The sequence below is a fragment of the Sorangium sp. So ce1504 genome (genome assembly GCF_051521635.1).
GTDB classification, from domain to species: Bacteria; Myxococcota_A; Polyangia; order Polyangiales; family Polyangiaceae; genus Sorangium; species Sorangium cellulosum_B.
Genome location: NZ_CP150365.1, coordinates 8,125,403 through 8,146,209, shown reverse-complemented (window position 1 = coordinate 8,146,209; position 20,807 = coordinate 8,125,403). Strand labels below are relative to the sequence as shown.

Here is a 20,807-nt window from a genome sequence, read left to right as displayed (position 1 = left end):
CAAACGCTCCGGACTCGCCCTCCGACAGTACGCGAATTGAGGGTCGGTGCTTCAGGCACATTGGCACGGAGGGCTCCGCCGCCAGCGGAGTGACCTCCTGGGGTAGCTGGTGTTGATCAGGAACCTCGTATCCGAAAAACCTGCCGCGAATACCTGGGCAAGAGCAGGATCGGGATCCGAGTCAAGCGGCCAGGCGCGGGGCCCTATGCGCTGTCGAGCATGATGGACGCGAGCTTCATGGCCGCTGCCTCCAGGTGCGCCTGGCGGCGACGTCACCCACACTCTGCCAGGTGAACGCGTGACCAGCATTTTGCTTGGTTTCCTTGTTGTGTGAACGTTCACATGTGGTTTATCATCTCGGCACTCGAAGCGCTCCGAAAAGGAGGGCCGATGCCCGATTCTTGCCCCGGAGGAAATTTATGATCAGAAGAGTCACCGGCGCAGCGCTGCTCGCCGTGCTCGCCGCAGGGTCCCTGACGCTGGCCGCGTGCGGTCGCAGCGACGACGGCGAGTCCGGCGGCAAGGAGCTGCGCATCTGGCACTACGAGGCTCCCGAGAGCGCCATGGGCGTGGCCTGGAACGAGGCCATCAAGGAGTTCGAGGCCACTCATCCGGGCGTGAAGGTCAAGCTCGAGGAGAAGGGCTTCGAGCAGATCCAGAAGACCGCGCCCATGATCATGAACTCCAAGAGCGCCCCCGACGTCATGGAGTACAACAAGGGCAACGCGACCGCCGGGCTGCTGTCCAAGCAGGGCCTGCTCGAGGACCTCACGCCCGAGGTCACCAAGCGCGGCTGGGACAAGCTGATCAGCTCGAACGTGCAGGCCGTCGCCAGGTACGACGAAAAGGGCATCATGGGCGGCGGCAAGTGGTACGGAGTCCCCAACTACGCCGAGTACACACAGGTCTACTACAACAAGGACCTGTTCAAGAAGTACGACGTCAAGGTCCCGACCACGTTCGACGAATTCACCAAGGCGATGGACGCGTTCGTCGCCAATGGCGTCACGCCGCTGGCGAACGCCGGCGCCGAGTACATGGCGCAGCAGTACGTCTACCAGCTCGCGCTGGACAAGGCCGACCAGCCGTGGGTGAACTCGTTCCAGCGCTACACCGGCAAAACCGACTTCACCGACCCGGCATGGACGTACGGGGCGACCACGTTCGCCGACTGGGTGACGAAGGGCTACATCGCCAAGAACTCAGTCAGCGCCAAGGCCGAGGATGCCGGGGTGGCGTTCATGAGCGGCAAGTTCCCGATGATGTTCTCCGGGAGCTGGTGGTTCGGCCGCGTGGCCAAGGAGGCCAAATTCGACTGGGGTACCTCCGTGTGGCCCGGCGCCAAGATGACCCTCGGATCGGGCGGAAATCTGTGGGTCGTGCCGGCAGGATCGAAGAACAAGCAGCTCGCCTACGACTTCATCGACATCACGCTGAAGAAGAAGATCCAGAACATTCTCGGCAACGCGGGCGCGGTGCCGGTGGCGGCCGACAGCTCGGCCATCACCGAGCCCAGGGCCAAGAAGCTCAACGACGACTTCAACACCCTCGCCCAGTCGAGCGGCCTGGCGTACTACCCGGACTGGCCGGTCGCGGGCTTCTACGATCAGTGGGTCTCGCATACCCAGAAGCTCATGAACGGCGATTCGCCGCAGTCGGTGCTCAGCGGAATCCAGAGATCCTACGACAGCGGCCTGCCCAAGTGACGACACGCAGCTTGACGGGGCGTGACCGGCTCGCCTACCTGCCCTACCTGATCCCCGGGCTGCTGCTGTTCGCCGGGGTCATCGGGGCGCCGTTCCTGATGAACCTCGCGACCAGCTTCACCGAGTGGGCCGGCGTCGGCACCCCGACGTGGGTGGGGCTGGACAACTACCGGGAGCTGGCGACGGACGGCGAGTTCTGGGCGTCGTTCCGGCACAACGCCCTGGTCATCGTCGGGATGGCGATCATCCCGACGATGATCGGGCTCGTGCTGGCCTCCGCCCTGACCGACCTGATCGACCGGCACTTCGGGCCGCGCACCGCCAGCGCCCTGCGCGCCTGCATCTACCTGCCGCAGGTCCTGCCGATCGTCATCGCGGGCATCGTCTGGAGCTGGCTGCTCGCCCCCGAGAACGGCGCGGTCAACGACCTTCTGGACGCGATCGGGCTCGGCTCGCTCGCGCACGACTGGCTCGGCGATCCCGCCACCGCGCTGTGGAGCGTCATGGGGGTCATGGTCTGGATCCAGATCGGATTCCCCCTCGTGATCTTCATGTCCGGGCTGCAGCGCGTGGACCCCTCGCTGTACGAGGCGGCCGAGATCGACGGGGCCTCGTGGGCGCAGCGCTTCTGGCACGTCGCGATCCCGCAGATCAGGCCCGAGATCTTCGTGGTGCTGCTGTGGACGACGATCGCCGCGCTCAAGGCGTTCCCGCACATCTTCGTGCTCACCAGGGGCGGCCCGGGGGGCGCGACCAGCGTGCCGTCCTACTACTCCTACGTCAATTTCTTCGAGAAGACCGACGTCGGCTACGGCTCCGCGATCGCCACCGTGCTGACGCTGATCATCATCGCGCTCACCATCGCCTTCCTGCGGCTGCAGGGCCGTGAGCTGGGGGAGGAGCGGTGACCGTGACGCTGGCCGAGAGCCCGGTGAGCGCACCGGCGCGGAGCCGGCCGCGGCGGCGCCGCCGGGGTCCGTCGGCTTACGTGGTGCTGGCGGCGCTGGCCGCGCTGGCCGGGATCATGCTGATCCCCTTCGCGGTGGTGGTCTTCAACGCGCTGAAGACGCCGGAGGAGTACACCGCCAACGGCCCGCTCGCCCCGCCGGAGGGATTCCATCTCGAGGGGATCAGGGTCTTCTGGGAGCGCGTCGGCTTCGGCCACGTCCTGTTCAACAGCCTGCTCATCAGCGGCTCGGTGGCCGTGCTGGCGGTCGTGCTGTCGGTGCTGAACGCCTACGCGCTGGGCATCGGCCGGATCAAGGGACGGATGTGGGTGCTGGTCCTGCTGCTGATGGCCAACACGCTGCCGCAGGAGTCGCTGGTCTACCCGCTGTACTACCTGGCCAACAAGCTCGGGCTCTACGACACCCGGATCAGCGTGATCATCGTGTTCGCCGTCGTCCAGAGCGCGTTCGGCACCTACCTGCTGTCGTCGGTGATGTCCGCGTTCCCCCGGCCGCTGCTGGACGCGGCGCGGATCGACGGCGCCAGCCGGTGGCAGATCCTGTGGCGGGTGGTCGTGCCGGTCGTGCGGCCCACGCTGGCAGTGATGCTCGTCTTCTTCTTCATCTGGACGTGGAACGAGTTCCTGATCCCCCTCGTCTTCCTCATCTCCAACGACAACCAGACGGTCTCGGTCGCGCTCGGCGTGCTGCAGGGGCAGCGGCTGATGGACGCCACCATGTCCAGCGCCGCCGCGCTGCTCGGCCTGCTGCCGACCATCGTCTTCTTCCTCATCTTCCAGCGCACGCTATCGCGCGGACTCACAGCAGGAGCGATTAAGGAATGAAGTTCAGCGACGGTTACTGGATGATGCGCAAGGGCGTGCGCGCGGTCCACCCGGTGGAGGTACTCGACATCGACGCCGGGCCGGCGTCGTTCGTCGTGTACGCGCCCGTCCAGCGGATACGGCACCGCGGCGACCTGCTCAAGGGCCCGATGGTGACCGTCACCTGCGCGTCCCCGATGCCGGACGTCATCGGTGTCACCATCTCGCACTTCGCGGGCGAGCGGCCCCGCGGCCCGGCGTTCGAGCTGGCCATCGACCCGACCGGGGCGGTGACGTTGGACGAGGAGGCGGCCACGCTGACCTCCGGCGCGCTGTCGGTGCGGGTCGGGCGCGGCGAGGGGTGGAGGCTGGACTTCCTGGCCCGGGGCCGCCGCCTCACCGGCAGCGCGCAGAAGGCGATGGCGATCATCGACACCGACGACGGCCGCCACTACGTGCGCGAGCAGCTCGACCTCGGCGTGGACCACTTCGTGTACGGGCTCGGCGAGCGGTTCGGGCCGCTGGTCAAGAACGGCCAGGCTGTGGACATCTGGAACGCCGACGGCGGCACGTCCAGCGAGCAGGCGTACAAGAACGCGCCGTTCTTCCTCACCAACGCGGGCTACGGCGTGTTCGTCGACCATCCCGGGCGCGCGTCGTTCGAGGTGGCCTCCGAGGCGATGGCGCGGACGCAGTTCAGCGTCGAGGGCCAGTCGATGCGCTACTTCCTCATCTACGGGCCGACGCCGAGGGAGATCCTGCGCAAGTACACCGCGCTCACCGGGCGGCCCGCGCGGGTGCCGGGCTGGTCGTACGGGCTGTGGCTGTCCACCTCGTTCACCACCGATTACGACGAGGCGACCGTCACCTCGTTCATCGACGGGATGGCCGAGCGGGGCCTGCCGCTCAGCGTGTTCCACTTCGACTGCTTCTGGATGCGCGAGTTCCGGTGGTGCGATTTCGAGTGGGATCCGCGCGTGTTCCCCGACCCTCCCGGGATGCTGCGCCGGCTCAGGGGGCGCGGCCTGCGCATCTGCGTCTGGATCAACCCCTACATCGGGCAGCGCTCGCCGCTGTTCGAGGAGGGCAGGGCGCGCGGCTACCTGCTGCGCCGCCCGAACGGCGATGTGTGGCAGTGGGACCTGTGGCAGCCGGGCCTGGCCGTGGTCGACTTCACCAACCCCGAGGCCCGCGCGTGGTACGCCGCCAAGCTCGACGCGTTGCTCGACATGGGCGTGGACTGCTTCAAGACCGACTTCGGCGAGCGCATCCCCACCGACGTCGTCTACCACGACGGGTCCGACCCGGAACGCGCGCACAACTACTACGCCTACCTCTACAACCAGACGGTGTTCGAGCTCTTGCGCAAGCGGCGCGGCGAGGGCGAGGCGATCGTGTTCGCCCGCTCGGCCACGGCGGGCGGGCAGCAGTTCCCGGTGCACTGGGGCGGCGACTGCGAGTCGACGTTCGAGGGCATGGGGGAGAGCCTGCGGGGCGGCCTGTCGCTGGGCATGTCGGGCTTCGGCTTCTGGAGCCACGACATCGGCGGATTCGAGGGCACCCCCGACCCGGCGCTGTTCAAACGATGGATCGCGTTCGGGCTGCTATCGTCGCACAGCCGGCTGCACGGAAGCCGCTCCTACCGGGTGCCATGGCTGTTCGATGAGGAGTCGGTGGAGGTCCTGCGGCGCTTCAGCCGGCTGAAGATGCGGCTGATGCCCTACCTGGCCGGGGCCGCGCGGCAGGCGTACGGCGAGGGCCTGCCGATGATGCGCGCGATGGTCGTCGAGTTCCCGGACGACCCGGCCTGCACGCATCTGGAGCGGCAGTACATGCTGGGCGACGACCTGCTCGTGGCGCCTGTCTTCTCCGCCGACGGGGAGCTCTCCTACTATGTGCCGTGCGGCGTTTGGACGCACTACCTCACCGGGGAGCGCGTCGAGGGCGGCCGCTGGGTGCGCGAGCGCCACGGGTTCGACAGCGTGCCGCTGCTCGTCCGGCCGGGGGCGGTGATCCCCGAGGGCGCGGTGGAGGACCGTCCCGATTACGACCACGCGGACGGGGTAACGCTGCGCGTGTACGAGCCGGCGGACGGCGCCCGCGTCACCACCGTGATCCCGGGCGCGGACGGGGACGCGGTCACGACGTTCACCACGTCCCGGGACGGCCCGGTGGTGCGGGTGGAGGCCGCGGGCGCCCCAGGTGCCTGGAGCGTTCTCCTCGTCAACCGCCGCGTCGCGGCCTTTGAAGGCGGGGAGAGCGCGGAGCACCCGCGGGGAGCGCTGGTCAGGGCGACCGGCGGCCAGCTGGTCATCACGCTGGAAGAGAAGGGCAGAACCACGGCGCCCGGTCCCAAAGGAGACGACCGATGAAGATATCTCGCTCAATCGCTGCTTCCGTTCCGTTCGTCCTCGCGCTTTCGTTTCACCCCTCGGACTCGAGCGCGAGTGACATGCTGCCGTTCCAGGATCCCGGTCTGGGGATCGAGATCCGCGTCCGCGACCTCCTCGGCCGGCTCACGCTCGACGAGAAGATCTCGCTCCTGCATCAGTTTCAGCCTGCCATTCCGCGGCTCGGCATTCCGGACTTCAAGGCTGGCACCGAGGCGCTGCACGGAGTGGCCTGGTCGACCGATCGCGACAACGGAGGCGCCGTCGTGACGGCGACCGGCACGGTGTTCCCGCAGGCGATCGGCCTGGCGACGACCTGGAACACGGATCTCATCCGGCAGGTCGGCGAGGCTGTCGGAGACGAAGCTCGCGGCCATCACGCGCTCGCCCCTCGCATCTGGGGTCTGCAGGTGTGGGCGCCCGTGGTCAACCTCCTGCGCGACCCGCGCTGGGGGCGCAACGAGGAGGGCTACTCCGAGGACCCGCTCCTCTCCGGTGCGATCGCCACCGCATACGGGCGCGGCCTCGAAGGGGACGACCCGCTCTACCTGAAGACCGCGCCGGTCATCAAGCACTATCTCGCCAACAACAACGAGATTCATCGTGACACCACGTCATCGAATCTGCGCCCCCGCGTGAAGCACGAGTATGACGAGCTGGCCTTCAAGATACCCATCGCCGCCGACGCCGTGACCGGCGTCATGACGTCCTACAACCTGGTCAACGGCAGGCCGTGCACCGTCAACCCGGATGTCGGCGACGTCGTGCGGAGCTGGACGGAGAAGACGCTCTACAACGTGTCCGACGCCTGGGCCCCCAACAACTTGAGCGCCTCGCAGAAGTACTTCGCCACGAGCGAGGAGGCCTTCGCGGCCACGCTCCTGGCCGGAGTGGACAGCTTCACCGTCGACGACGCCAACAGCGCGCGCACCATCGAGATTCTCCACTCGGCGCTCGCGCAAGGGCTCCTCACCGAGGAGGACATCGACGCCTCCGTCGAGCACGTCCTTTCCGTCCGCCTCCGGCTCGGTGATTTCGACCTGGATGGGGGCCCCTACGCCGACATCGGGCCCGAGGTCATCGACAGCCCGGAGCACCGCCAGCTGGCCCGCCGGGCCGCCGACGAGGCCATGGTGCTGCTCGAGAACAGGCGTCGCCTCCTGCCGCTGAACCCGGCGGCCACGCGGCGGATCGCGGTCGTCGGGCCTCTCTCGGACACGCTCTACACGGACTGGTACTCCGGGGCGCTCCCGTACCGGGTCACGCCCCTGGACGGCATCCGCGAGCGGCTCCCCGACGCCACCGTCCTCTCCAGCGAGGCCGTGGACCGGATCGTGCTGCGCGACGTCGCGAGCGGCCGCTACGTGACCGCCGGCGCGGACGAGGACGGGGACATCCTGCGCGTCAGCGCGGCCAGCGCGGGTCCCACCGAGGAGTTCGACGTGTTCGACTGGGGGCAAGGCATCGTCACGTTGCGCAGCGCGGCCAACGGCAAGGTCGTCGACCGCTTCAACTTCGGCCCCAACTTCGCGAACCGCGCCGCCCAGCCGTACGGCTGGTTCGTCCAGCAGCAGTTCGTCCTCGAGCCGCAGAGCGACGGCACGCACGTCATCCGCTACGCCGGATACGAGAAGGCATTCGACTGGGCCGGACCCGAGGTCTACCTGACGATCGCCGAGGACGGCGCGCTCGCCCTGACCGCGACCGAGGCGGCCAACGCGGCTCACTTCGCGGTCGACGTGGTCCGGAGCGGCGTCGACGAGGCCGTGCGCGCGGCGACAGGCGCCGACGCCGCCGTGGTCATCGTTGGCAGCATGCCGTTCATCAACGGGCGGGAGGATCACGACCGCACGTCGATGGCGCTGGCCGAGCGGCAGTCCGCCCTGGTACGGGCGGTGCTCGCCGCCAATCCGCGCACCATCCTCGTGCTCGAGACGAGCTATCCGATGACCATCCCGTGGGAGAAGCTCCGCGTCCCTGCCATCCTGTGGACCACCCATGCGGGCCAGGAAACCGGCAATGCCATCTCCGACGTCCTCTTCGGCGACCACAATCCTGCCGGGCGACTGACCCAGACCTGGTACCGCTCGGCGGGCGACCTGCCGGATGTCCTCGAGTACGACATCATCAAGGCCCGGCGGACCTATCTCTACTTCGACGGTGATCCGCTCTATCCGTTCGGATACGGGCTGTCGTACTCGACCTTTGGGTACGACAACCTCCAGCTGAGCGCCCGGTCGGTCCAGGCCGGCGACCAGATCTCGGTGCGCGTCGACGTCACGAACACGAGCCTGCGAGCCGGCGACGAGGTCGTTCAGCTCTACAGCCGCCAGCCATCGTCGCGCGATCCGCAGCCCGTCAAGCAGCTGCGGGCGTTTCGGCGGATCCACCTCGCGCCGGGCGAGAAGCGGACGGTCGAGCTCGCTTTCGCCGCCTCCGACCTTGCCCACTGGGACGTGACCCGGGGCCGCTGGGTCCTCGAGGCGGCTGGCGTCGAGCTGATGGTCGGCTCCTCCTCGGCCGACGTCCGCCGGAGCGCGGTCGTGCGCGTGCACGGCGAGCGCATCCCGGCGCGCGACCTCGCCCGCGAGACGCGAGCGCTCGACTTCGACGACTACGCCGGCATCGAGCTGGTCGACGAGAGCATGGAGTGGGGCGACGCCGTGGGCGCCACCGCGGGCGACTGGCTCCGGTTCTCCGATGTGGAGCTGGGCCGCGGTGCCAGCCACTTCAGCGGCGGGTTCGCCCGCGCCGAGGCGGGCGACGCGCTCGTCGAGATCCGGCTCGACGATCCGGTCCGCGGCAAGGTGGTTGGGACCGCCGTCGTGCCGAGCACCGGCGACGTGTACGCATACACGACCGTGGCCGCCGAGCTCGACGGCGCTTACGGGCGACACGAGGTCTACCTCGTGTTCCGTGGAGCCGCCCGCCTGTCGACCTTCGCGATCGACTGAGGGGCCTTCGACGTAGGTCTCTTGCAACCCCGTCTCCGTGCCGGTTTATCACCGCGCACCCACGTTCCCATGATGCCTTCCCCCTGCGGGGCTTCATGCGGCCGGTGAAGCGGATGAACCTATAGAAGTTCACGCGCCGCCCTTCTGGCATACATGGTGAGTCTTCGCTGAGAGCTTGCGCCCGGGACGACGTAAGCGACGAGGCGCGCGCCGGGTGCGGTCTCCTCCTGGCTCACCTGGTGCCTTGCGAAGAAGAGGTGAGCGGCGCCCTTGGGCGTCAGTTCTCCTGCTACCAGCGATGTCTCCCGGGCTCAGCGCAGCGCGCGCAGATCCTCCTTGGTGAGGGTGAGCGAGCGGGCGGCCATGTTCTCTTCCAGGTGCGCGACCGACCCCGTGCCGGGGATCGTCAGCGTGGTCGGCCAGGTGCCCGTCGCGGGGCGCGCCCTCCCCGTCGAGCGCTTCCCCGACGGGACGATGACCCTCCTCTTTCGCGTCACCGCGCCGGGCCAGGGCGACCTGAGCGTCGCCGGTCCGCGCACGCGCGCCCTCTTCAAGGAGGTTCCGCCCCTCCCACGCTACATCAAGATCCAGTTCAAGCCAGGCGGCGCCGCCCCGCTCCTGGGGATTGCCCCGAGCGAGCTCGTCGATCGCGTCGTCCTGCTCGAGGAGCTCTGGGGTGCGGAGGGCAGGGACCTCTGCGAGAGGCTGCTCGCCGCGCGCGACGCCGCGGAGGTCGTCGAACAACTCCAGCACGCCCTCTGGTCGCGCGGCAGCAGGACCTTCGAGTCCGCGTCAGCGCGCCTCGCGCGCCGCGCCGTCCGGCTCCTCGGCGAGCACCACGATCTCGGCATCGACGCCCTCGCCGAAAGGCTGGGTGTCACCGCGCGCCACCTGCGCCGCGCATTCATCGAGAGCGTCGGCGTCGGGCCCAAGCAGTTCGCGCGCATGGTCCGCTTGCAGCGAGCGATGCGCGCAGCGTCCACGTCCTCGGACTGGGCGCGCATCGCCAAAGGCGCCGGCTACTACGATCAAGCGCACCTGATCACGGACTTTCAGGAGCTCGTCGGCGTGACCCCGAGCGCCTTCCTCCGCCACGCCGCCAAGCGCGCGCTCCGCTTCGCATCGAAAGAGTGCGCAGAGGCAAACGGAGCGACGCACGAGACCGTACCGCTGCCCCACGAGGTCAAGGCGATGCTCGCGGCGGGGGCGCTCGATCCGAACGACGTTGACGATCACACCGAAGGGATCGTCGATGCGGCGCTCGCCGCCGCGCGTGCCGCCGCGGCGGTGGAGCAAGAGCACGTCGCAGATCTGACGGGTGGTTGAGTCGCCGTCGCAGCGCGGAGCCGCGCGCGACGCGCCGGTGCGGCGCCTGCTGATGACCGACGTGACGTGCCCCCGTCTACAGGGGGGGACGCGCACTCGTGCGCGAACGATGTGCCGGCGGCACTCACGCGCGCGCGACTACACGAACTTCAGGCGTTCGCGGGACGGGCCAGGGCGAGGACTTACGCATTCGCGCTGCAGCCGGTGCGTAGGACGTCGGTCCGCACTACGGCGTGCGCTGACCCGATGATCTGAGCTCCGGGCGATCGCCTCGTCAGTACTCGTCCGGGAGCAGCACGGTCGTCGCGGTCCGGTCTGCGTCGGTGATGATCCAGAACCTCGTGCCGTCCGACGTCGAGTACGCGGAGAGGATCCTGGCGCCGCTCGTCAGAGCGTTGTCGTTCGCCCTCTTGTCGTCGTCCACATCGCCCCAGTCACCGGCTGCATGACGAGCGAGGGCGGACAGGATCTCGTCGTCGACGGTTGCACGGTTCAGCCCGCTTTTACACCCTCGACCTCCCGGAACACGATCGCGGCGCCGAGCGCCGCCGCGGCCGGAACGAAGAGGTCGCCGGAGGCCGATACCCTCAGCGGGAACCCGTTCTCTTCCAGGATCTTCCGCGCGGCGGAGGCGTCGCGCACCGCGACCGCATAGGCGACGAAGGCCGGGAGCGCGGGGGCCCGCTCGCCCGGCAGGATCGCCTTGAGATCGGTGTCGGCGACGAGGGTGACGCGGGAGCCGTCGAGATCGAAGACGCGCGCCGGTCCATCGGCGCGCGCCGGGCGGCCGAGGTACGTCGCGTAGCGGCGCTCGACGTCCGGCAGCGCCGCCCGGGCGACGCAGAGCACGGCGTCGACGAGGTCCACCGCGCCGTTCGGATGATCCATGTGAAGCCGCGCCTCGAGCAGCTCCGCGGTCGGGTTCTCCGCGATCGCCAGCCTCCCCTCGGGCGCGTGGCCCGACCCGACGCCCTCCGGAGCGCCGCTGTCGAGCTCCACGAAGCGGAGCGCCTCCACCCGAGGTCCCTGGGCGGTGTCCACCGGCCGCCGGACCGCGCTGACGCCCCCGTGGCGGACGCCCTCCGCGCTCAGCCTGCCGGCGGCGGCATCGGCATCGGGGGTCTTGAACACGAGGATGTGCAGGCCCTGGAAGCGCGCGAGGCACGCGGCGATCTTGGCGACGGTGCTGCGGATGGCCTCGGTCAGCCGCGGCAGGTGCTCGGGCGGCGCCTGGATGGGGATGAGCTTGGCGTCGCTCGGGATCCGTTCGGGGTCGCCGTCCCGGACGCAGCTCACGAGCTCGACGAAGTTGCGTCGGAAGTTGGCGTGGGTGTTCGCCGCGCCGAACGGCCGGGGAGGCTCACCCTCCCTGGGCGACAGCATGGGGTAGGCGGGCGGCGTTATGCGGAAGCCGAGCCGGCGGTAGAGCTCCAGCCCTTCGTTCATGTCGCTCACGACATGGCCGACGTGGTGCAGATGATCGATGTCACGACCCATTCAGGTCACCTCCGCCTCCTTCGGGCCAGGGGATCGGGACCGCCGCAGAAGGCATCGGCGGTACGCCCACGGAGTATAACGGACGGCGCGGCGACCCAAGCCGTGGTCGGCAAGGTGAATCTGTGCCACGGCACAATCGAGCTCACTTGTCGTGGCGCTTTGTGGCACGCTTGCGTTCGCGGCCGGCGCGCCGGTGACGGTCGCGTGGCACGGCCGTCTCGCCGAATCGATTCCTGTGGTCGCCAGCTGCGTCGATCCTTCGATCGGCGACGACTACGAGACGTGAGGCCGCCTTGCGCTGGCCGGCGACGGAGCCCACGAGCTGGAGCTCACGGTCTACCTGTCGCGAACGCTGCCGCGTGCTCTGCCGCCCACTGCGCGAACGTACGGGCCGGCCGCCCGGTCACCTGCTCCACGGTCGGGACGACGGTGTAGCCGATTGTCGGCGTGTTTCCGTAGATTTCCACGAAGAACTCGATCGCTTCGGGCGGGAACCCCGCCGCCGCCCACCGCTCGCGCGCCTCCTGCTCCGTCAGCTCGACGAGCTTGATCTCACGCCCGGCGGCGGCTGCGATGAGGTCGATCTTCTGGCGCAGGCTGAGCACCTCCGGCCCGGTGAGGGTGTACGTCTTGCTTGCGTGGCCGTCCTGGGTCAGCGCCGCGACCGCGACCGCGGCGATGTCCGCCTCATGGACCACCGCGCTGAGCCGGTCGCAGAACGGCTCGCGGACCAGCCCCTCGCTGCGGATCGACGCCGCCCATTCGAGGTGATTCGCCATGAACTCCACCGGCTGAAGGAACGTCCAGCCGATGCCGCCGGCGGCGACCGCCGCGTCGAGCGGGGTGGGCGAGCCGCCGAGCAGCACCGTGATCCGCCGCACCCCGGCCTGCCTGGCGAGCGCGACGATCTGCTCCCCGGTCTGCAGCGGCGCGTAATCGTCGCCGCCGAAGTTGATCAGGTGCAGCGCCTCGACGCCCTCGAAGGCGGCCGCAAGTGTCTCCGGCGCGGCCAGATCGCCGGCCACCGCCTCGACGCCTGCGGGAAACTTCGCCCTGCCCGGATTGCGGCTCAGCGCGCGGACGTGGTGACCACCCTCGGCGAGCTGCTTGACGATCTCGCGACCGACGGTGCCGGTCGCGCCTGCGACAAGGATTTTCATGGATTTTTCCTGTAATTCTGCAAGAGCCGACGGGGTTCCGGCGGCCTCTCGACGGTTGTGTTCGGGGTCTTGAAGCGAGGAATTCAGCGCCTGGAGCCGGTGAACGGGGTCCGGACCACCGTGGGCTCCTTGCCGGCGGCTGCACCCGAGAGCCTGCGCCACCCCTCCTGACAACTCGTGGCAGCAGCGAGCGGGACGCGACCGCGCCGCGCCCTCGCCGGTCTCACGCCGGCGCGCCGCCCTCGCGCTCCCAGGCCTGGCGCCACTCCTTCGTCAGCGTCCGGCGCAGCTTGCCGTACGGCTGCGCGGTGAGCGCGAGGCCGGCGATGCGATCGGCGCGGAAGTGCCGGAACGACGCGCGCAGGCAGCACCACGCCGCGATGATCTGCTTGCCCTCGTAGTACGCGATCTGCACCGGCCAGACGTGGCGCTCGGTGCTGCTCCCCGACTCGCTCCGATAGCGCATGGCGAGCGCGCGCTCCGTTCGCATCGCCTGCCGCACGAGCCCGAGCACGGGCTGCGGCGCGGCGCCGGCCCCCTGGAGCACGACGGGCCAGAGCCCCGTGTCGTCGATGCGACCGCGGAGGTCGTCGGGAGAGGCGGCCGCGATCTTGGCCACCGCGTTCTCCGCGGCGTCCGCGAGGCCCTCGTCGGCCTGCGAGCCGACCCAGCGCGCGCCGAGGACGAGCGCCTCGAGCTCCTCCGCGGTGAACATCAGCGGGGGCAGGAAGAAGCCGGGCCGCAGCACGTAGCCGACGCCCGCCTCTCCAGCGATCGGCGCACCGAGCCTGATCAGCGTCTGTACGTCGCGGTAGATCGTGCGCACCGAGACGCTCTGCTCCTCCGCGAGCTGCCCCGCGGTGACCGGACGCCGGTGGCGTCGGAGCGCGTCCATGAGCGCGAAGAGGCGCTCGGTCCTGTCCATCGCCGGCAACGATCGCAGGACGAGCGGCCCGCGTCGAGCGCCGGCGCGACGGCGCAGCGCCGCGTTGCGCGCCATCGTCTCGCCGGCGCCGCTCCCGTCGGTCCGCCCGCTGGGCCCATGCCGCTCCCGTCGCCATCGCTTCCGCCGGCGGGCGCGGCTGGAAGACCGTGGAGCCCGGCGATTTCCCCCGCGCCGATCGTTCGATGTCGCGCCGCATTGCGAGGGCTCTTTGCTGGTTTGACGAGAAAGGGAGCCACAGAGACACAGAGGACGCAGAGGAGAGAACAAGAACATATGCTTGCTGCGCCTCCGTGATTCAGATTCTCGGCGCCGCACGAGCTCCATGAACGGGGACCACGCCGAGCAGCGCACGGCGGCCGGCAGGCGCCGCACAACGAAACGGGTACGCGCTTGCCCCCGAAGGAATGAGTCGATCTTCGCCCGCACTGGCTGCGTCGCGCAACGCCCGTTCCCCGGGCACCACTCGGGGGAATCCTTGCCATCGACGCCCCAGCCGAGGCCGCCGAACTGGTTCTGGCCCCAGCAGAACAGCTGGTGGATGCCGTCGATGCCGCAGGTGAAGTCGTGGCTCGCGGCGAGCTGCACGAAGCCGACCAGGGCGTCGCGCGTGATCGGCCTGGACGCGACGTCCAGGCTCGTGCTCAGCCCGAGCTGACCCACGCCGTTGTCGCCATAACAAACGACGTTGCTCACCGGATCCTGCCCACATCGCGAGGCCGCCGATGGCGAGCTCCACCACGCCGTCGAGGTCGGGGATCCAGGTCGGGGTCGAGTGATCCACGAAGCTCCCCATCCCGAGCTGCTCCGTCTCGGCGCTGCCCCAGCATGCGACGTGACCGTGAATGCCCACGACGCAGGTGTTGTCGCCGCCGGCCACGAGACGCATTTCTTGCGGGGGAAACGGGGCGGTCTCACCGTCCGGCTCGGGCTCGGGTTCTGGCTCGGGCTCGGTGACCGTCGCGCCAGCATCACCGGGATCAGTGATGGGCGAGAATCCACCATCGCCGGTGGGGGGCGATCCGCCGTCGACCAGCGGCGGATCGCCGGCCCCGAGCTCGACCGTGGTGCCACACGAGGCCGCGCTCAGGACGAGCGTGGTAGCGACCGAAATGAAGGCGAATGACGAGGTGCTCATCCTCGCGACGATGCCGCTCGATCGGCGCGCTGGACCTTAATCCGGGTGCGCCAGCGCTTCGCTGCGTCCCGCGCCGCCGCCCGCCGGGGGCGCCGTGTCGGGTCCGCCTCGGCGCGGGCGCCGAAGGTTACGCCCGCTGCTAAGGCTCCAGCACCCGGAGCAGCGCGCTCGACCCCGGCGAGACGGGCGCGGGGTGCGCGGTGACGCCGAGCCCGTCGAGCAGGGCGGGCGATGCGAAGAGCCCCTCCGCCGCTCCCTCGGGCACCCACCCGGAGAGCTCCAGCAAGTCGCCGCCCGTCAGCGTGCCATCGCCGCTCGCCTGGAGCTCGCCGACGTGCGCGCAGAGGCGGACATGCACCCGCCGGTCGCGCCCCGCGCGCGCCTCCAGCCGCCGCTTCAGCGACAGCGCCGCGCCGAGCGCATCGCGGCGCGCGGCCTCGTCGCGCGCCGGATCGAGGGGCCGGTCGGTCGTGACCAGCGCGGTCGTGCCCGTCTCGACCGCGGTCGAGAACCCCGCCTTCGTGAGCTCGGACAGCGCGAAGGGCAGGACGGACTCGAAGTCGTCGAGCAGCTCCGGCGTCGGCTCATCGAGCGCGCCCGGGTCGGCCTGCACCTCCACGTGGATGCCGATGGCCGATCGCCGCGGCGCCGCGGCCGCCCCGCCCGCCGCCCGCGGCGCCGCGGCGGCCTCGCGCAGCTCGGTGAGCAGCTGCCCCGCCGACGGCTGGCGCTCCGCCGGGTCCTTGCTGAGCGCCCGCAGCACCACGTCGTCGAGCGACGGGCTCACGCGCGCCTGCGCGCTCGGGCGGGGCGGGCTCGCGAAGAGGTGGAGCTGGCGCAGCACCGGGAACGACGCGCCGGCGAACGGCGGCTCTCCCGTGAGCATCGCGTACGCCAGCGCGCCGAGCGCGTAGACGTCCGTCCGCGCGTCGACGGGGCGGCCCGTGAGCTGCTCGGGCGACATGCTGGAGGGCGAGCCCAGGACGTGCCGCGACGTGGTCAGCGCGGGCCCCGGCGCGTCGAGCAGCTTCGCCACACCGAAATCGAGCAGGACCACGCGGGGGCCGCGTTTCTGCATGTCGCCCGAGCACAGGAAGACGTTGGACGGCTTCACGTCGCGGTGCACGATCGCCCGCGCGTGAGCCGCGTCGAGCGCGCTGCAGAGCGGCTCCAGGAGGGCGAGCGCCTCCTCCAGCGGGAGCCGGCCGCGGGCCTCGAGGTGCCTCTCCAGGCTGACGCCGTCGAGCAGCTCCATGACGAAGTAGGGGCGGCCATCCTCGAGCCTGCCGACGTCCAGCACCTCGACCACGTTCGGGTGCCGCACCCGCTGCATCACCACGACCTCGCGCTCGAAGCGGAGGCACACGTCAGGGTGCAGCGCGAGCTCGGCGTGCAGGACCTTGATCGCCGCCTTCGTGCGGCGCGTCGCGTGCTCGCCGCGGTAGACGACGCCGAAGCCGCCCTCGCCGAGGACGCTCTGGAGCACATAGTCTCCGGCGCGCGAGGGCACCTCGGCGCTGCGCCGGCCACCCGCGGTGGATTCCTCCCCGGCCGAGAGGGTGACCGTCTCGTCGGTGGGGCTCACCACCCCGCGCGGCGCGCTGGGGATGGTGTCGTCATCGACGTGTACCATGCTGACCCGCGACGATAGCATAGGCGTGGTGCGCGCTCGCGCGCGCGCCTGCGTTAGCGCGCCTGCGTGCCTGCGTTAGCGCGCCTGCGCGCCTGCGTTAGAGAGAGGCCGAGTGCATCGCTGTCCTTTGTGTCACCGGCGTCGCGAGGGCGCGGCGCCGTGCCCCTTCGACGGATGGACGCCGCCGCCCGGCGAGCCCTCCGCGCCCGCTCCGCCGCGCGTCCCCGGTGTCTCGCTCGGCGAGCGCCTGGGGCAGGGCGGCTTCGCCATCGTGTGGGCGGGGGTCTCGGACGATGACGGCGCCCCGGTCGCCGTCAAGGTCGGCATGTCCACCTCGCCGATGCTGGAGGAGCGCTTCCGCCGGGAGGCCGACGCGCTCGAGCGCATCGGCCCGCCGCACGTGGCGCGGCTCCACAGGTGCGGCCGGCTCGACGATGGTCGCCCCTACCTCGTGATGGAGCGGCTCTTCGGCCGCACCCTCGCCTCGGAGCTCGCCGCCCTCGCCGCCCCGCCCGATCCGGGCTGGGTCGCGGCGCGGGCCGACGCCGTGCTCGCCGCGCTCGAGGCCGCTCACGACAGGGGCGCGATCCACAGGGATCTGAAGCCGGAGAACCTCTTCATCGAGCGCCGCTCCGGGGCGGCGGACGAGCGGGTCGTGCTGCTCGACTTCGGGCTCACGAAGCGCTCCGAGCGCACGCCCGGCGATGCGGCGCGCGAGGAGCTGCTCACCCGCAGCGGCGTGGTCCTGGGGACGCCCGAGTACATGGCGCCGGAGCAGTTCCGCGGCGAGGCGGTCGACGTGCGCGCCGACGTCTACGCGTTCGGCGTCATCCTCTTCGAGCTGCTCACCCTGCGGCTGCCCTTCGCGGGCGACGGCGCCTCGCTCGAGCATGCGCACCTCGCGCTGCGCCCGGAGCGCCCGGGCGAGCTCGCGCCGGTGCCCGCCGCGCTCGAGGAGCTCACGCTGGCGTGCCTCGCCAAGGATCGCGAGCGCCGCCCGGCGGACGCGCCCTCGCTGCGGCGCGCGCTCGCCGCGGCGCGCGCCACCTTCGCGCGCCGCGGCGAGGGCGCGCCGGCCGAGCCGGGCGCGCCGCGTGACCGCGCCGCAGCGCCGGCGGACTCGACGAGCGCCAGGCTGATCGCCGGGGGGCGGAGCTCGGTCGTGCTGCTCGTCGCCGACACGACGGCCGCGGCGTCGCCCGTCATCGCCTCCGTGACCGGCCGCAAGGGGTTCATCACACGGCAGCGCGGCAGCCGCTACGTGGCGGTCTTCTCCGGCAAGGACGCCGATCACCCGGCGCAGGCCGCGCTCGCCGCCGCGCGCGAGCTCGCCGGGAAGCACGGGGCGCGCGCGGCGCTGCACCTCGCGTCGGTCACCCTCCGCCGCAGGGCGCGGGGCGCCGTCTCGGCGTACGGCGCCGCCGTCGAGCGACCCGAGACCTGGTTGCCGCCAGAGCCGTGGTCGGGCGTCGCCCTCTCCGCCGAGATCGAGCGCGCCCTGCCGGCGCGCGAGGACAGCGACGGCCGGCCCGCCTCGACCGAGGCCGAGCCGTCCGTCGAGATCGAGGTCCCGCTCGCCGGCCGCGACGACGTCCTCGCGGCGATCGCGGAGAGCGCGCGCGCGGCCTTCGACGGCACGTGCCCGGGTCTGTTCACGCTGATCGGCGATACAGGGCTCGGGAAGAGCCGCCTCGCGGCGGAGGCCGCCTCGGCGGCGCTCCGCTGCGACGCCGGGGCGCTCGTGGTCTCGCTCCGCGCGGCGCAGCCGCTGCTCGGCGACGCGGCGCGCGACGCGGCCGAGCTCCTCGGCCGTGTCCTCGACGCGCCCGCGGAGGCGCCGCCGGACGTCGCCGCGTTCTGCCGCGAGCGGCTCGGCGCCGCGCTCGGCGAGGCGACGTGGCCGTCGGTCGCGGCGGCGCTCGGCTGGTCGCCGCTGCCCGCGCGCGGCGCGCCCGCTTCGCTCCACCACGGCGTGGTCCAGGCGCTCGGCGAGGCGCTGCGCCGGCGCGCCCAGCGCGGGCCGGTGGCGGTGATCGTCGACGACGCGCACTGGGCCGACGACGCGCTGGTCGACGCGCTCGAGTACGCCACGCTCGACGGCTCCGGCGTCGCGCTGTGGGTGCTCGTCGCCGCGCACCCCCGCTTCGAGCAGGTGCGCCGCGCCTGGGGCGCGCGCACCCAGCGGCACGACCGCGCGGCGCTCGCGCCGCTCGACGACGCGGCGGCGATGGCGCTCGCCGCCGAGCTGCTGCGCCCGGCGGAGTACCCCCCTGCCGAGACGCTGCGCCGGCTCGCGCGCTGGGCGGGCAACAACCCGGCGTGCCTCGTCGAGCTCGTGCGCTCGCTCAAGCGGGCCGGCCTCGTGAAGCGCCGCGTGAACGCCGGCAGCCACTACGTCGCCACGGCCGAGCTCGACAACCTCCCCCCGTCGCCCGCGTGGCAATGGCTCGCGGAGCGGCGGCTCGACGCGCTCTCGCCGGAGCTCGCGGCGTGCGTCCGGGTCTGCGCGGTGCTCGGCGACTCGTTCGCCCGGGCGGAGCTCGAGCAGATCCTGGACTCGATCGCCCGGGCGGGGGAGGCCGGCACGCCCATCGACGCGGGCTACGGCCTGAGCGCCCTCGTCGAGCACAGGATCCTGGAGCGCGGCGCGGGCGAGCGAACCTCGTTCCAGAGCGCCGTCTTCCAGGACGCGGTGGTCGAGCTGCTCGACCCGGCGGAGCGCGCGCAGATCCACCGGCGCGCGCTCGCGTACTTCACGGCCAGGGTGGAGGCGGAGGGGCCTCGCCCGGAGCTCCTCGCGCCGCTCGCGCGGCACGCCGGCGGGTGCGGGGCGCGGGAGGCCGCGGCGGACGCGTGCCTCACGCTCGCCGATCTCGCGTTCGCGCGGCACCGCCACGTCGAGGCGGACCGGCACTACACTGCGGCGCTCTCGTTCGCGACGGCGGACGACGCCCGCCGGCGGGCGCGCGCGCTGGCGGGGCGGGGCAAGAGCCGCTACCGCGTCGACCGGACGCGCGAGGCCACGGACGACCTCGCGGCCGCGCGGGCGCTGGCCGCGGAGCTCGGCGACGACGCCTCCCTCGCGGACGTGCTGCTCGAGGAGGCGGCCGCGCTCGACTGGGCGGGCGAGTTCGAGCGCTCGGCCGAGCGCGTCGGGGAGGCGCGCGCGCTCGTCGAGCGGCTCGACGTGGGCGCGCTCGACGACCGGTTCGGCGCGCGCGCGCTCGAGGGCCGCGCGCTCGTCGCGGAGGGGCGCACCTGCTTCCGGCGCGGCCGGGTCGCCGAGGCCGTCGAGCTGCTCACGCGAGGCGCCGCCAGCGCGGAGGCCGAGGGCGATTACGGGACCAGGATCGTCGCGCTCCTCCTGCTGTCGCCGGCCTTGATGTGGCTGGGAGAGCTCGACCTCTCGAACGCCCGCTTCGACGAGACGTTCGCCCTGGCGTCGTCCGCCGAGGACTGGCCTCACCTCTGCGCCGCCTGCACGTGCCGCATCCCGCTGAGGGCGATGCGGCGCGAGCTCGACCTCGCCATGGCGGACATGCGCCACGCCATCGCGCTGGCGCGCGAGCTCGGAAACCCCGTCCTGGAGCGCCACGTGACGCTGAACGCGGCGGAGCTGCTCCACGCCAGCGACCACGGGGAGGAGGCGCTGGAGCTGGCCCGCCGCGCGCACGTGCTCGAGCGGCGGTTCTTCGAGCACGCCGCGCCCGAGTGCTCCCTGCTCCTTGCGCGCATCCTCGTCTCGAGGCGCTGCCACGACGAGGCGAGCCGCCACCTCTCGTGGATCGAGCGGAGCTGCCCGCCCGACCCCTCGGCGCCCTCGCTGTGGGCGTTCTCCCGCGCGCTCCACCTGGTGCTCTGCGAGCAGGGCCTCCGCGCGCGCGAGCCGTCCGCGAGCGCCGATCCGTGGGAGGACGTGCTGTCGCGGTGCCGGGGCGGTCTCCTGGCGATCGAGCTCGTCGAGCTGCTCTCGATGCGCGCCGAGATGGCGATCGCCGGCGGGCGGCCACGGGAGGCGGCCTGCGCTCTCCAGGAAGCGGCGGCGCAGCTCGACGACGCGCCGGGCTTCCGCGCCCGGCTGGCGCGGCTCGCGGCTCAGCTGGATCGGATGGCGGCTCCGGGCATCAGCGGGTGAGGGGCAGCGCCTCCATCCGACCCGATGCCCCCTGGCGCCCGCCTCCGCGCCGGAGCCAGATCGTAAATATTGGATATAATTAGTGATTTTTGTGAGAGAGTGCGCGCCGACGTCCCGTGCGGGAGGGGGGCGGCCGCCTGGCACGAAAACTGGA

At 71.4% G+C, this 20,807-nt stretch carries 13 protein-coding genes; 8 read left to right on the top strand and 5 right to left on the bottom strand.

Annotation, left to right across the window (positions count from 1 at the left end):
* Positions 1 to 419 precede the first annotated feature (419 nt).
* The 6 genes from WMF39_RS30465 (at position 420) to WMF39_RS30440 (ending at position 10,147) form a co-directional block, all read left to right on the top strand.
* Positions 420 to 1,706: an ABC transporter substrate-binding protein gene (locus tag WMF39_RS30465; RefSeq protein WP_437740003.1), complete on the top strand. Its 1,287-nt coding sequence runs from the start codon at positions 420 to 422 to the stop codon at positions 1,704 to 1,706.
* A gap of 11 nt (positions 1,707 to 1,717) precedes the next feature.
* The gene (locus tag WMF39_RS30460) at positions 1,718 to 2,614 is read left to right on the top strand and encodes a carbohydrate ABC transporter permease (protein WP_434045986.1); all 897 of its coding nucleotides are present in this window, start codon (positions 1,718 to 1,720) and stop codon (positions 2,612 to 2,614) included.
* Between the two features lie 116 nt (positions 2,615 to 2,730).
* A complete protein-coding gene (locus tag WMF39_RS30455) occupies positions 2,731 to 3,498 on the top strand; it encodes a carbohydrate ABC transporter permease (protein ID WP_434048845.1) in 768 nt (255 codons plus the stop codon).
* Positions 3,495 to 5,849: an alpha-xylosidase gene (gene yicI / locus WMF39_RS30450; RefSeq protein WP_437740002.1), complete on the top strand. Its 2,355-nt coding sequence runs from the start codon at positions 3,495 to 3,497 to the stop codon at positions 5,847 to 5,849. Before WMF39_RS30455 ends, yicI begins: the two co-directional genes overlap by 4 nt.
* Positions 5,846 to 8,821 carry a glycoside hydrolase family 3 C-terminal domain-containing protein gene (locus tag WMF39_RS30445; protein WP_437740001.1) on the top strand — a complete coding sequence of 992 codons (2,976 nt, stop codon included), beginning with the start codon at positions 5,846 to 5,848 and terminating at the stop codon, positions 8,819 to 8,821. Before yicI ends, WMF39_RS30445 begins: the two co-directional genes overlap by 4 nt.
* 363 nt (positions 8,822 to 9,184) lie before the next feature.
* On the top strand, positions 9,185 to 10,147 hold the full coding sequence (locus WMF39_RS30440; protein ID WP_437740000.1) for a helix-turn-helix domain-containing protein: 963 nt from the start codon (positions 9,185 to 9,187) through the stop codon (positions 10,145 to 10,147).
* Between the two features lie 274 nt (positions 10,148 to 10,421).
* On the opposite strand, the gene WMF39_RS30435 is transcribed toward WMF39_RS30440, so the two are convergent.
* From WMF39_RS30435 to WMF39_RS30420, 4 genes are all read right to left on the bottom strand, one after another.
* Positions 10,422 to 10,571 carry a hypothetical protein gene (locus WMF39_RS30435; protein ID WP_437739999.1) on the bottom strand — a complete coding sequence of 50 codons (150 nt, stop codon included), beginning with the start codon at positions 10,569 to 10,571 and terminating at the stop codon, positions 10,422 to 10,424.
* Between the two features lie 68 nt (positions 10,572 to 10,639).
* Complete coding sequence (locus WMF39_RS30430; protein WP_437739998.1) at positions 10,640 to 11,644, bottom strand: VOC family protein; 1,005 nt, start codon at positions 11,642 to 11,644, stop codon at positions 10,640 to 10,642.
* Between the two features lie 329 nt (positions 11,645 to 11,973).
* A complete protein-coding gene (locus tag WMF39_RS30425) occupies positions 11,974 to 12,804 on the bottom strand; it encodes an NAD(P)H-binding protein (RefSeq protein ID WP_437748051.1) in 831 nt (276 codons plus the stop codon).
* Between the two features lie 223 nt (positions 12,805 to 13,027).
* Complete coding sequence (locus tag WMF39_RS30420; protein ID WP_437739997.1) at positions 13,028 to 13,729, bottom strand: helix-turn-helix transcriptional regulator; 702 nt, start codon at positions 13,727 to 13,729, stop codon at positions 13,028 to 13,030.
* Between the two features lie 496 nt (positions 13,730 to 14,225).
* On the opposite strand from WMF39_RS30420, the gene WMF39_RS30415 reads away from it, so the two are divergent.
* Positions 14,226 to 14,405, top strand: a complete 180-nt coding sequence (locus tag WMF39_RS30415) for a hypothetical protein (RefSeq protein ID WP_437739996.1) — start codon at positions 14,226 to 14,228, stop codon at positions 14,403 to 14,405.
* Between the two features lie 619 nt (positions 14,406 to 15,024).
* On the opposite strand, the gene WMF39_RS30410 is transcribed toward WMF39_RS30415, so the two are convergent.
* On the bottom strand, positions 15,025 to 16,518 hold the full coding sequence (locus WMF39_RS30410; protein ID WP_437739995.1) for a serine/threonine-protein kinase: 1,494 nt from the start codon (positions 16,516 to 16,518) through the stop codon (positions 15,025 to 15,027).
* Between the two features lie 112 nt (positions 16,519 to 16,630).
* Between WMF39_RS30410 and WMF39_RS30405 the strand changes: the two genes are divergently transcribed.
* On the top strand, positions 16,631 to 20,653 hold the full coding sequence (locus WMF39_RS30405) for a protein kinase domain-containing protein (RefSeq protein ID WP_437739994.1): 4,023 nt from the start codon (positions 16,631 to 16,633) through the stop codon (positions 20,651 to 20,653).
* Positions 20,654 to 20,807 lie beyond the last annotated feature (154 nt).